This is a genomic window from Rhodococcus ruber NBRC 15591, from assembly GCF_001894945.1.
GTDB classification, from domain to species: domain Bacteria; phylum Actinomycetota; class Actinomycetes; order Mycobacteriales; family Mycobacteriaceae; genus Rhodococcus; species Rhodococcus ruber.
This window is the reverse complement of record NZ_BCXE01000034.1, coordinates 1-11,958: the sequence shown is the minus strand read 5'-3', so window position 1 is coordinate 11,958 and position 11,958 is coordinate 1. Positions and strand designations below refer to the sequence as shown.

The window sequence follows — 11,958 nt, the reverse complement described above, 5'->3', positions numbered from 1 at the left end:
CCCCTACGTTCGGTCGGCAACAGGGCCGTGCGCATCGGCGTCCGTCCTGAAATCGATTGTGCGCGCGAGCGCTTCGAGGAAGGGGCGAGATGCCGGTCGCAACGGGCAGGTTTTCCATCCGGCGGTGGACGGCCGCCCTCGGAACGTGCGCGGTGCTCGTGACCGCGTGCGGCTCCGAGGTGTCCGAGAATTCGGGCGTCGCCGACCCCGCGATCCCGCTGCGCTACGCGACGGTCTTCGGCGCGTCCTCCTTCGACCCGCACAAGACGAAGATCACCAGTGACGCCACGATGCTCAACCTGGTCTACGACCGGCTCGTGCACCGCGACGTCGACGCGCAACCCGTCCCCGGCCTGGCCGAATCGTGGGAGCTGACGGACGAGTCCCTCACCCTGCACCTGCGCGAGGGGGTGAGCTTCGCCGACGGTTCCCCCGTGGACGCGGCCGCCGTCCAGGCCAACCTGAACCGCGCGCTCGAACCGGACTCGGTGACGGCACCGATGCTCGCCGGGGTCACCGGCATCACGACTCCCGACGAGCGCACCGTCGTGCTCGCCCTGGACCGGCCCGGCGCGCAACTCGTCCTCGCGCTGTCCGACCTGCCGGGAATGATCGTCGACCCCGACGCATTCGGGACACCGGAGAAGGACGCCGCGCTGGCCCTCGCCCCGGCCGGTGCCGGCCGTTACACGGTCACCCGCGCGCAGCCGGGCGCCGAGTACGAGTTCACCGCGCGGCCCGGCTACTGGGATCCCGACGCGGTCCGCACCGACAGCGTGGTGTGGACGGTGATGACCGACCCACAGGCCCGCCTCGCCGGCGTCACCTCCGGAGACCTCCACGCCGCCATCACGACCCCGCTGACCATCGATGCCGCCGAGCAGCAGGGCCTGCGCGTCGAGACGGCGCTGCGGCTCGACCACATGGCCGTCAACCTCAACCGGTCGCGCGGGGAGTTCGGCAAGCTCGAGGTGCGGCAGGCGCTGGCGCACGCGATCGACCGGCAGGCCATCGCCGACACGGCGATGGAAGGTCACGCCGAGGCCGCGACGCAGAACTTCCCGAAGGACTACTTCGCCTACGAGCCCGACCTGGCCGGCGCCTACCCGTACGACCCGGACAGGGCACGACAGCTCCTGGCGCAGGCAGGACTGCCGAACGGGTTCTCCTTCACCGCCATCCTGCTCAACCTGCCCGAGAACGTGCAGGTCGCGCAGATCGTGCAGCAACAGCTCGCCGAGGTCGGCATCGACATGCAGCTGAAGCCGATGCCGCCGTCCGAAGCCTCCCCGACGTTCAACCGCGGGGACGCCGACGCCCTCGTCACCACCTTCACCGGCCGGTCCGATCCCGCCCTGCTGTTCTCCTCGCTGTACGGGGCGCAGTCGCCGCAGAACCCTTCCCGCAGCACGGCCCCCGGATTCCAGGAGGCTCTGGATGCGGCCAACCGCGAGTCCGAACTGCAGGCGCGTGCCGACAAGCTCGGCGACGTGTCGAAACTGGTGAGCGACAACGCGCTCGCGATCCCGCTGGTGTTCTTCGAGCTCGGCTCCACCCTGACCGATCAGGTCGTGGGCTACGAACCCACCCTGCTCGTCGACGAGTGGCGCGGCGTCGGCGTCGCCGCCCCGTGAACCCGTCGACGACCCGAATCACCCCGAGGACTGTCATGTTTCGCAGATCGATGAAGGCCGCCCTGTCCGTGCTCGCCGTCGCCGTCGCGGTGGCCGGGTGCGGCAGCTCCGCGGCGACGGACGCCGCGCAGACCGCCGACCCGAACGCGACGTTGCGCTACGCCACCACCTACGGCGCGTCGTCGTTCGACCCGCACAAGACGAGAATCACCAGCGACTCGATCATGCTCAATTTGGTCTACGACCGGCTGGTGCACCGTGACCGGGACGCGAACCCGATTCCCGGCCTGGCCGAGTCGTGGGAGTTCGCCGACGACGGCTCCACCCTGACGCTGCGCCTGCGGCAGGGCGTGACGTTCTCCGACGGCACCCCGTTCGACGCGGCCGCGGTGGTGGCCAACCTCGAACGCGCGATGCAGCCCGACTCGATCACCGCCGCCATGCTCGCCGGTGTCGCCGCGGTCGAGGCCCCCGACCCGCAGACCGTGGTGCTGCGGCTCGACGGCCCGGGCGGGCAGCTCGTGCTCACCCTCTCCGACCTGCCCGGAATGATGGTCAACCCCAACGCGTTCGGCACCTCCGACAAGGACGCCGCCCTCGTACTGACCCCGGCCGGCACCGGTCGCTACACCGTCGCGCAGGCACAGCCCGGTGCGCAGTACGAATTCGTCGCCCGGGACGGCTACTGGGATCCGGAGGCGGTGCAGTCCCGCGCCTTCGAGTGGATCGTCATGACCGATCCGCAGACCCGGGTGAGCGCGGTGGCCTCCGGCCAGCTCGACGCCGCGATCGCCACGCCGCTGTCCGTCGACCCGGCCGAGCAGCAGGGCCTCGAAGCGGACGTGCAGACCACCCTCAACAACTACGTGCTCAACCTCAACCGGACCCGCAGCGAATTCGGCCGCCTCGAGGTGCGGCAGGCCCTCGCCCACGCCGTCGACCGGGAGGCCGTGGTCGAAACCGCCCTCGAGGGGCACGGCGAGGCGGCCAGCCAGAACTTCCCCACGGGGTACTTCGCGCACAACGCCGCCCTCGACGGCCAGTACGCCTTCGACCCCGAACGCGCGAAGGCCCTGCTCGCGCAGGCCGGCGTGCCGAACGGGTTCTCGTTCGTCGCCGGTGCGTCGAACCTGCCGGAGAACCAGCTCATCGCGCAGATCATGCAGGAACAGCTCGCGCGGGTGGGCATCACGATGGAGATCCGGTCGATGACGCCGACCGACCTCAATCCCGCGTTCAACCGCGGCGAACTCGACGCCATCCTCACCACCCTGACCGGGCGCGCCGAACCGTCGCTGCTGCTGACCTCGTACTACGGGCAGGACTCGCCGCAGAACCCGTCGCACGACGACATCCCCGGCTTCCGGGCGGCGATGGAGGCGGCCAACCGGGCCACCGACCCCGACGAACGTGCCGCCCTGCTCGGGGAGGTCAACGCCGTGGTGATGGACCACGCCGCGATGCTGCCCGTCGCGTTCGCCGAACTCGGCGCGATCACCTCCGGCACCGTCGTCGGCTACGAGCCGAGCCGGGTGCTCGACGAGTGGCGCGGAGTGGGAGTGGCCGCGCCGTAACGCCCGTCTCCATCCCCCGCCGAGAAACGGAGAACATCATGGCTCGTCGCACGAGACTCGCCCTGGGCGCCGCGCTGGCCGTCGCGCTCCTCGCCGGGTGCGGTTCCGCCGGCACCGCGCCGTCCGACGTCGTCGATCCGCAGGCGACGCTGCGGTACGCGACCACCTACGGGGCGTCGTCGTTCGACCCGCACAAGACCCGGGTCGCGCAGGACAACATCATGCTGACCCAGGTGTACGACCGGTTGGTGCACCGCGACCGGGACGCGAATCCGATTCCGGGACTGGCCGAGTCGTGGGAGTTCTCCGACGACGGGCGCACCCTCACCTTCCGTCTGCGGGAGGGCCTGCAGTTCCAGGACGGCACCCCGCTGGACGCACAGGCGGTCCGGGCCAATCTCGAACGCGCCCAGGAGCCGGACTCGATCACCACGACGATGCTCGCTCCGGTCGAGGCGATCGAGACCCCCGATCCCACCACGGTGGTGCTGCGGTTGAACGGGCCCGGCACGCAACTCGTCCTGACGCTGTCCGATCTGCCGGGAATGATGGTCAGCCCGAATGCCTTCGGCACGCCGGACAAGGACGCCGCCCTGGTGCTGCGGCCGGTCGGTGCGGGCCGGTACACCGTGGCCGACGCGCAGCCCGGCGCGTCGTACGACTTCGCGGCCTGGGACGGTTACTGGGATCCGGCATCGGTGACCGCCGAGCGTTTCGAATGGGAAGTCGTCACCGACCCGCAGACCCGCATCAACGCGCTGGCGTCGGGCGAACTCGACATCGCGATGGCCACCCCGCTCTCGATCGACCCCGCTGCCGCCCAGGGGCTGAACTCGCAGGTGCAGACGAGCCTGAACCACTACGTCCTGCACTTCAACCGCACCCGCAGCGAATTCGGCAAGGTGGACGTGCGCCGGGCGCTGAGCACCGCGATCGACCGGCAGGCCCTCGTCGGCTCCGCCCTCGAAGGTCACGGCGAGGCGGCCAGCCAGAACTTCCCGCAGGGCTACTTCGCCTACAACCCGGAGCTGGCCGACCGCTACGCCTACGACGAGCGGGCCGCCCGCGAGACACTCGCGGCGGCCGGACTGCCGGACGGGTTCACCTTCACCGCCGGGGTGATGAACCTGCCCGAGAACGAGCGGATCGCGCAGATCGTCCAGCAGCAACTCGACGCGATCGGCGTCACCATGCAGATCCGGCTGCTCAGCCCCGCCGAGATGTCGCCGGTCTTCAACCGCGGTGAGCTCGACGCCGTGCTGACCACCTTCTCCGGACGGGCCGATCCGTCGCTGCTGCTGACCACGTACTTCGCCCCGGACTCGCCGCAGAACCCGTCGCACGACGTCACCCCCGGTTTCGCCGAGGCCCTGGCCGCCGCGAACGCCGAACCGGACCAGCAGGCCCGCGGACAGCTCCTCGGCGAGGTCTCCGCCACGGTCGTGGACCAGGCACTGATGATCCCCCTGGCCTTCTCCGACCTCGGCGCCACCCTCACCGACCGGGTCGTCGGCTACCAGCCGTACCGCGCACTGGACGAATGGGGAGGGATCGGCCTCACCGCCGCCGAATGACCGCGGCGGCACCGCCCCGAGCGACACCTCGACAGATGTAAAGGACCGGCAGGATGCTTCGATTGATCGGGCAACGGCTGCTCGCGGTGCTACCGCTGCTGCTGATCGCCACCGCCATCACCTTCGGCCTGATCTTCCTGATCCCCGGCGATCCCGCACACCGGATCGCCGGTGAGACCGCGACACCCGAACAGATCGAACTGGTGCGCACCGAACTCGGGCTCGACCAGCCCGTCGTCGTGCAGTACGCCGACTTCCTCGGCGGACTGGTGCGGGGTGATCTGGGCACCAGCTTCACCTACAAGGCGCCCGTGCTCGAGATGATCGTCGACCGGCTGCCGGTCACCGTGTCCCTGACCCTGGTGGCGGTGCTCGTCGCGCTGGCCGTCGGCATCCCGGCCGGCATCGTCGGCGGCAGCCGGCCGGGCAGCTGGCAGGACCGCGCCACCAGCGTCGGCTCCACCCTGGGCGTCGCGACCCCGAACTTCGTCCTCGGCCTCATCCTGGTCCTCGTCTTCGCGCTGCAACTGAGGGTGCTGCCCGCCACCGGCTACACCCCGCTCGCCAAGGGCGTGTGGCCGTGGCTCAGTCACCTGTTGCTGCCGGCGATCGCGCTGGGCCTCGCCGCCGCCGCCGAGATCGCCCGCCAGTTGCGCAGTTCCATGATCGAGGTGATGCAGCAGGACTTCGTGCGCACCGCCACCGCCAAGGGACTCGGGCGGCGCTCGGTCCTGTGGAAGCACGCCCTGAAGAACGCGTTCATCCCCACCGCGACCGTGCTCGGCATGCAGATCGCGTTCCTGCTCGGCGGCACGGCCGTCATCGAGTCGGTGTTCGGGCTCAAGGGACTCGGCGACTTCGCCGTGCAGGCGGTGCTGTCCGGCGACCTGCCCGCCATCCAGGGCGTCGTCATCTTCGGTGTCTTCGCCACCGTCGTGATGAGCCTGCTCGTCGACATCTCGTACGGGTACCTCAACCCTCGGACCAGGAGCGCGGCATGAGCGACACCCTCACCCCCTCGCAGCCCGTCGTGGAGGCGGCGCCGGCCGCCGTCGAATCGCCGCGCCGCCGGTTCCTGCGCCGGTTCCGGGGCCGGCGGGCCGCCGTCGCCGCGGCGGTGTTCCTGGCCCTGATCACCGTGCTCGGGCTCGCCGCCCCGTTGATCGCCCCGCACGACCCGCTGGTGCAGGAACTCACGGCCCGCCGGCTGCCGCCGCTGTCCGACGGCTACCTGCTCGGCACCGACAACCTCGGCCGGGACACCCTGTCGCGGTTGCTGTACGGCGCCCGCGTCGCGGTCACCGCCGCGGCGATCTCGGTGACGGTCGGCCTGCTCATCGGCGTGATCCCCGCCCTCGTGGCCGGGTTCCTCGGCGGCCGCTGGGACGCGCTGCTCTCCCGCATCGCCGACGCGTTCCTCAGCTTCCCGCCGTTGCTGCTGGCGATGGCGATCGTCGGCGTCATGGGACCCGACCTCACCAACGCCATGTTCGCGATCGGAATCGTGTTCGGCCCGAGGTTCTTCCGCGTCGTGCGCGGCGCGGTGATCGCGGTGCGGGAGAACACCTTCATCGAGGCGTCCCGCAGCATCGGCACCCCCACCGCACGGATCGTGCGCCAGCACATCCTCCCGCACACCCTCTCCCCGCTCATCGTGCAGATCAGCCTCGCGTGCGGCTTCGCGATGCTCGCCGAATCCTCGCTCAGCTTCCTCGGACTCGGCGTGCAACCACCGGACCCGAGCTGGGGGCGGATGCTGGCCGAGGGCCGCGAGGCGTGGAACTACACCGCCTGGCCCGTGCTGATCCCCGCCGTCGCGATCATCCTCGCCGTGCTCGCCTGCAACACCCTCGGCGACGGGATCCGCGATTCGGTGGGCCGCGAGAATCGGAGCGAGAAGTGACCGAACCCCTGTTGAGCGTCGACGGTCTCGGCGTCGAGTTCGCCACCGCGTCCGGCTGGACGCCGGTGCTGCAGGACGTCTCCTTCGACGTCGCGGCCGGGCAACTCGTCGGCCTCGTCGGCGAATCCGGCTCCGGCAAGTCCGTCACCTGCTCGTCGGTGCTGCGGCTGCTGCCGCCCCGGCAGTCCCGCACCGTCGCCGGTCGCATCCGCTTCCAGGGCCGCGACCTGCTGAACATGCCGTCGCGCGAACTGGAAGCGGTGCGCGGCAACGACATCGCCATGATCTTCCAGGAGCCGATGACGAGCCTGAACCCGGTGTTCACGGTCGGCGACCAGATCGCCGAAGTGGTACGGCGGCACCGCCGCGTCAACCGGAAGGCGGCGACGGCCCGCGCGGTCGAGGTGCTCGACCTCGTCGGCATCCCCGACGCCGCCCGCCGGATCCGGCAGTACCCGCACGAGTTCTCCGGCGGCATGCGGCAGCGGGTGATGATCGCGATGGCGCTGGCGTGCGAACCGAAGCTGCTCATCGCCGACGAACCCACCACCGCGCTCGACGTCACCATCCAGGCGCAGGTGCTCGACCTGATCCGCGAGATGGCCGGCCGGTTCGGGATGGGCGTGCTGTTCGTGACCCACGACCTCGGGGTGGTCGCCGACCTGTGCACCGAGGTCGTCGTGATGTACGCGGGGCAGGTCGTCGAACGAGCACGGACCGAGCCGCTGTACGCGACGCCCCGCCACCCGTACACCGCAGGCCTGCTGCGTTCGGTGCCCGACGTGGGCGGGCGCAGCGAAATGCACACCATCGCCGGCTCACCGCCGCCGCCCGGCTCGATCCCCGTCGGCTGCCGGTTCGCGCCGCGCTGCCCCCACCGCGCCGACGAGTGCGCCGGCGACGTGCCGCTGCTCGCCGTGGGCGACGACCGGACGGCGCGCTGCGCCCGGGTGACCGACCTGATGCTGGAGGGAACCGCATGACCGTCGTCGAGAAGGACACGAACGCGCCGCTGCTGAGCGTGCGGGGCCTGCGGGTCGAGTTCCCGGTGCGGGGGCGCCCGTTCGCGAAGAAGCGCACGATCCGCGCGGTGGACGAGGTGGGGTTCGACATCCGGGCCGGCGAAACCTTCGCCCTGGTCGGGGAATCCGGCTCGGGGAAGTCCACCACCGCGCGCGGCATCCTGCGGCTGGTGGACGTCGCCGCCGGGTCGGTGGTGCTCGACGGTGTCGACGTCACCGCTCTGGGAAAGTCGGAGCTGCGTGCCGCGCGCCGCGAGATGCAGATGGTGTTCCAGGATCCGTACTCGTCGCTGGATCCGTCGCGTACGGTCGGCGACGCCGTCGCCGAACCGCTCGAGGTGCACACCGACCTCGACGCCACTGCCCGCCGCCGGAAGGTCGGGCAGCTGCTCGAACAGGTGGGGCTGCGACCCGAACACGCCGAGCGCTACCCGTACGAGTTCTCCGGCGGGCAGCGCCAGCGCATCGCCATCGCCCGGGCCATCGCCGTGGAGCCGAAACTCGTCGTCGCCGACGAGGCGGTGAGCGCGCTCGACGTCTCCACCCAGAACCAGGTGATCGCGCTCCTCGAGAAGCTCTCCGCCGAACTGGGCATCGCGTACCTGTTCATCGCGCACGACCTCGCGGTGGTCCGGCACATCGCCCACACCACGGCGGTGATGTACCTGGGACGGATCGTCGAGTGGGGGCCGTCGGAGCGGCTGTTCACCGAGCCGGCGCACCCGTACACGCAGGCTCTGCTGTCGGCGGTGCCCGTGCCGGACCCGGCCCGTCAACGCCGCCGCGAACGGATCCGGCTCACGGGCGAGCTGCCCGACCCGGCGAACCCGCCCGCCGGGTGCGCATTCAGTACCCGCTGCCCGAAGGTGCTGCCGGTGTGCCGGGAACGCCGCCCCGAGATCACCGAGGTGCCCGGGGGCGGGCAGGTGGCCTGCCACCTGGCGTGACACCCGCTGACGGACGGCGCTCAGGGCGGCGGCACGTCGTCGGTCCGATCACCGGCTGCCAGGGCGGTGTCCACCACGATCTCCGAGTGCAGGGTCCGGTGCACCGGACAGCGGTCGGCGATCTCGAGCAGGCGCTGCCGCTGTTGCTCGTCGAGATCACCGGCGAGCCGGATCACGCGTTCGACCCTGTCGAGCCGCCCCGTCCGGGTCTCGCAGTCCTCGCAGTCGGCGGCGTGGATGCGGCTGTGATGCAAGGAAACCGACACGTTCTCGAGCGGCCACTGCTTGCGGTCGGCGTACATGCGCAGCGTCATCGACGTGCAGGCGCCGAGGGAGGCGAGCAGCAGGTCGTACGGTGACGGCCCGGTGTCGTCGCCTGCGGGAGGGGGTTCGTCGGCGGTCACCAGGTGCCGGCCCATGGTGATGCGCTGCCCGAACCGGGTGGCTCCGTTCCACGAGACGTCGACGACGCCCTCGGCCGGGGACGGCTGCGGCGCGGTGTGCTCGTCGAGGTATCTGCCCACCCAGACCGCCAGCGTCGAGGCGACGAACCGGGCGTCGGACTGCCGGGTGAGCAGGTGGTCGGCGCCGTCGACGGACAGGAAGGACTTGGGGTGACGGGCCGCCTCGAAGATCTGCCGGGCGTTGTCGATGTCGACGGTGTCGTCGTCGGGGGAGTGCATCACCAGCAGTGCGGCACCGAGCGTGCGGATCTGTTCGGTTGCCGCAGGGGCGCCGATCGTGACCACGGCTCGCGTCTCGGGCACGTGCTTGCTCGCCGCGAGGACGGCCGAGCCACCGAGGGAGTGGCCGATCAGGATGCTGGGAGCGGCGTAGTGGTCGCGCAGGTGATCCGCGGCGTGCACGAGGGCGGTGACCTCGGAACTCGAGGCGGTGCCCTCGCCGGTCCCGCAGGCGACGCGCAGGACGGCGAGGCCGTGCTCGGTGAGGGTCTCCGAGATCCGCGACGCTGCCGTGCCGGAGCGGTGGGCGAACAACGCGAACGCGCGCGGCGGGTCTCCCGGCAGATCCAGCACCGCCGTCGATTCCGTGCCGCCGGAGCCGGCGACGGGGATGTTCTCACTGTGCATGGTGCCCGCCCTCTCGCCCTTTCCCGGAGGCTATCTCGTCCCCGGGAAGGACCACAGAGGATTTCGGGCCCTCCGCGGATCAGTACAGCGGGCCGCCGCCGAACGCCGCCCGATGCGAATCCGGTTGATTACCTTCCACGTCGAGGACCCCGTAGTCGAGGGCGGTCTCTGCGGTGATCAGGGTGTGCCCGCTGCGCTCGTTCACCTTCGGGTCGTTCGCCAGCGCGACGATCACCCGTCCGACGAATTCGGGGGTCTCGGCGTTGGCGAGGGAGAAGCCCTCGAAGTTGTCGATGCCGCGGGCGAGCATGGCCTCGTTCTTGACCAGCCCCGGCCACACCGACAGGGCGGTCACACCGGTCCCGCGCAGGTCCACGGCCATGTCGGCGGCCATCTTGTCCAGCCCCGCCTTCGAGATGCCGTACAGCACCGAGTGCAGGTAGCCGCGCGTGCCGAACGAGGAGATGTTGACGATCGTTCCGCTGCCGCGCGGCACCATGAGCTTCGCCGCCTCGACGGACGCGACGTAGTGCGCACGCAGCCCGAGGCCGGCGAGCGAGTCCCAGTCCGAGAGTGGGCGCTGCCAGAACGGCTCGGAGAAACCCGCGAAACCGGGCGGCCCGGCCCACACGTTGTTCACCAGCAGGTCCAGCCGGCCGCCCTGCTCGTCGGCGATGCGCCGGAACAGCGCCTGGATCTGCTCGTCGTCGGTGTGGTCGCACTGCACGGCGATGCCGGTCCCGCCGCGGGCGGTGACCTCGGCGGCGGTGCGGTCCAGTGGGCCGTCGGTGCCGACCGGGCCGCGGGCGGTGACGTAGACCGTCCAGCCGTCGGAGCCGAGTGCGCACGCGATGCCCTTGCCGACGCTGCGGCTCGCGCCGGTGACGAGGGCTACCTTGTGTTCGGTCATGTCTTCGGTCATCTGATGTGCGGCGCGATACTGCCTCATTCACGAGGGAGAGGAAGCGCCGTCCTCCTTTCGGGGGAGTGGTGGTGTCGGGCGAACCTGTCGGTGGGGTCGGTTAGCGTGCCGGCATGGGGGTCGAGGTGGTGCGCTACAACTACCGGTTGCGGCCGGGCACCACCGCCGCGGCTGCCCTGATCGCCGAGTGGCATCGCTGCCGGTTCCTGTGGAACGAAGCCGTCCACCAGTTCGCCACGGGCCGCCCACCGAGTTTCGGGACACTCGGCAAACAGTTGACCGAAGCCCGAGCCCGCTCGTCGTGGTTGCGGGACGGCTCCCAGGTCGCCCAGCAGCAGATGCTGCGTACCTACGCGCAGGCGTTGGACGCGTCGTTCACGGTCGAGGGCCGGGGCCGGCCGCGGTTCAAGGCGCGGAGGAAGACCCTGCCGTCGCTCGAGTACACCCGCCGCGGGTTCCGGATCCGCCACGGCCGGTTGGTGCTGCCCAAAGGCGTGAGTGTGCCGGTGGTGTGGTCGCGGGCACTGCCGTCGGAGCCGTCGAGTGTGCGCATCACCCGCGATTCGTTGGGGCACTGGTACGCCTCGTTCGTGGTGACCCGCGAGGTGGAGCCGATCCCGGCCGCCGACCCGGGCAGCGCGGTCGGGATCGACTGGGGCGTGGCCCGCACCGCGACGGCCACCGAGGAGGGGTTCGACCTGCCGCAGCACGGGCACCGGAAACGGTGTGCGGCGCAGGTGGCGAGAGCGCAGCGGACGATGGCGCGGCGCCGCCGAGGCACGGGGCACCCACCCTCGAGGGGCTATCGCCGGGCCCGCACCCGGGCCGCGAAGGTGCAGAAGAAAGCGGCCCGACGCAGCCGGCACGACGGCCGGATCTGGGCCCGGGCCGTGGTCGAGGCGCATCATCTGGTCGCGGTGGAGGATTTCCGACCCCGGTTCCTGTCGAGGTCGACGATGGCGCGCACGGCCGCCGATGCCGCGATCGCGACGGTGAAACGGGAGTTGCTCGAGCAGGGCAGGCGGGCCGGCCGGAAGGTGGTGCTGGTGCGGCCCGCGTACACGACCATGACGTGTTCGAGGTGTTTCGCGAGAGCCAAGCAACCCCTCGGACTCGGGGAACGTATCTTCCGGTGCTGGGCGTGCGGGCATACCGCGTGCCGGGACCGGAACGCTGCCAGAGTGATTCTGGCTGTGGCGGAGCGTGGCCACACCGGTGTCGACGACGTGAGTCAAGCGGATCACCTCCCTCCCGGTGGTGGTGCGGTTGCGGTCTGAGTCGGGAATCTCCT

At 70.9% G+C, this 11,958-nt stretch carries 10 protein-coding genes; 8 read left to right on the top strand and 2 right to left on the bottom strand.

What is annotated here, in order from left to right; translation table 11 throughout:
• Positions 1 to 89: 89 nt before the first annotated feature.
• From RR3_RS20010 to RR3_RS19980, 7 genes are read left to right on the top strand one after another with little or no spacing between them, the layout of a single operon-like run.
• Positions 90 to 1,634: an ABC transporter substrate-binding protein gene (locus RR3_RS20010; protein ID WP_064065714.1), complete on the top strand. Its 1,545-nt coding sequence runs from the start codon at positions 90 to 92 to the stop codon at positions 1,632 to 1,634.
• A 50-nt stretch (positions 1,635 to 1,684) separates the two neighbouring features.
• Positions 1,685 to 3,208: an ABC transporter substrate-binding protein gene (locus RR3_RS20005; RefSeq protein ID WP_064065715.1), complete on the top strand. Its 1,524-nt coding sequence runs from the start codon at positions 1,685 to 1,687 to the stop codon at positions 3,206 to 3,208.
• A 38-nt stretch (positions 3,209 to 3,246) separates the two neighbouring features.
• Positions 3,247 to 4,782, top strand: coding sequence for an ABC transporter substrate-binding protein (locus tag RR3_RS20000; RefSeq protein WP_040270226.1), 1,536 nt, complete (start codon positions 3,247 to 3,249; stop codon positions 4,780 to 4,782).
• A 53-nt stretch (positions 4,783 to 4,835) separates the two neighbouring features.
• On the top strand, positions 4,836 to 5,783 hold the full coding sequence (locus tag RR3_RS19995; RefSeq protein WP_026137578.1) for an ABC transporter permease: 948 nt from the start codon (positions 4,836 to 4,838) through the stop codon (positions 5,781 to 5,783).
• Positions 5,780 to 6,685, top strand: a complete 906-nt coding sequence (locus tag RR3_RS19990; RefSeq protein WP_017679934.1) for an ABC transporter permease — start codon at positions 5,780 to 5,782, stop codon at positions 6,683 to 6,685. The genes RR3_RS19995 and RR3_RS19990 overlap by 4 nt, the downstream gene beginning before the upstream one ends.
• Entirely contained in the window at positions 6,682 to 7,668 is a 987-nt protein-coding gene (locus RR3_RS19985; protein ID WP_059174971.1) for an ABC transporter ATP-binding protein, read from the top strand. Before RR3_RS19990 ends, RR3_RS19985 begins: the two co-directional genes overlap by 4 nt.
• Positions 7,665 to 8,654 (top strand): ABC transporter ATP-binding protein, encoded by a 990-nt coding sequence (locus RR3_RS19980; RefSeq protein WP_017679936.1) that lies wholly within the window; start codon positions 7,665 to 7,667, stop codon positions 8,652 to 8,654. The genes RR3_RS19985 and RR3_RS19980 overlap by 4 nt, the downstream gene beginning before the upstream one ends.
• A gap of 20 nt (positions 8,655 to 8,674) precedes the next feature.
• Here RR3_RS19980 and RR3_RS19975 read toward each other — a convergent pair whose 3' ends face one another.
• Both RR3_RS19975 and RR3_RS19970 read right to left on the bottom strand, forming a co-directional pair.
• The gene (locus RR3_RS19975; protein ID WP_017679937.1) at positions 8,675 to 9,745 is read right to left on the bottom strand and encodes a bifunctional alpha/beta hydrolase/OsmC family protein; all 1,071 of its coding nucleotides are present in this window, start codon (positions 9,743 to 9,745) and stop codon (positions 8,675 to 8,677) included.
• Positions 9,746 to 9,824: 79 nt separating this feature from the next.
• Entirely contained in the window at positions 9,825 to 10,655 is an 831-nt protein-coding gene (locus tag RR3_RS19970) for an SDR family NAD(P)-dependent oxidoreductase (RefSeq protein ID WP_026137579.1), read from the bottom strand.
• Positions 10,656 to 10,780: 125 nt separating this feature from the next.
• On the opposite strand from RR3_RS19970, the gene RR3_RS19965 reads away from it, so the two are divergent.
• Entirely contained in the window at positions 10,781 to 11,944 is a 1,164-nt protein-coding gene (locus RR3_RS19965; protein ID WP_072786545.1) for an RNA-guided endonuclease InsQ/TnpB family protein, read from the top strand.
• Positions 11,945 to 11,958: the final 14 nt, after the last annotated feature.

Bases quoted from the DNA above. Each gene is read 5' to 3' on its own strand.
- RR3_RS20010 (WP_064065714.1), top strand. From the start codon at position 90: ATGCCGGTCGCAACGGGCAGGTTTTCCATCCGGCGGTGGACGGCCGCC.
- RR3_RS20005 (WP_064065715.1), top strand. From the start codon at position 1,685: ATGAAGGCCGCCCTGTCCGTGCTCGCCGTCGCCGTCGCGGTGGCCGGG.
- RR3_RS20000 (WP_040270226.1), top strand. From the start codon at position 3,247: ATGGCTCGTCGCACGAGACTCGCCCTGGGCGCCGCGCTGGCCGTCGCG.
- RR3_RS19995 (WP_026137578.1), top strand. From the start codon at position 4,836: ATGCTTCGATTGATCGGGCAACGGCTGCTCGCGGTGCTACCGCTGCTG.
- RR3_RS19990 (WP_017679934.1), top strand. From the start codon at position 5,780: ATGAGCGACACCCTCACCCCCTCGCAGCCCGTCGTGGAGGCGGCGCCG.
- RR3_RS19980 (WP_017679936.1), top strand. From the start codon at position 7,665: ATGACCGTCGTCGAGAAGGACACGAACGCGCCGCTGCTGAGCGTGCGG.
- RR3_RS19975 (WP_017679937.1), bottom strand. From the start codon at position 9,745: ATGCACAGTGAGAACATCCCCGTCGCCGGCTCCGGCGGCACGGAATCG.
- RR3_RS19970 (WP_026137579.1), bottom strand. From the start codon at position 10,655: ATGACCGAACACAAGGTAGCCCTCGTCACCGGCGCGAGCCGCAGCGTC.
- RR3_RS19965 (WP_072786545.1), top strand. From the start codon at position 10,781: ATGGGGGTCGAGGTGGTGCGCTACAACTACCGGTTGCGGCCGGGCACC.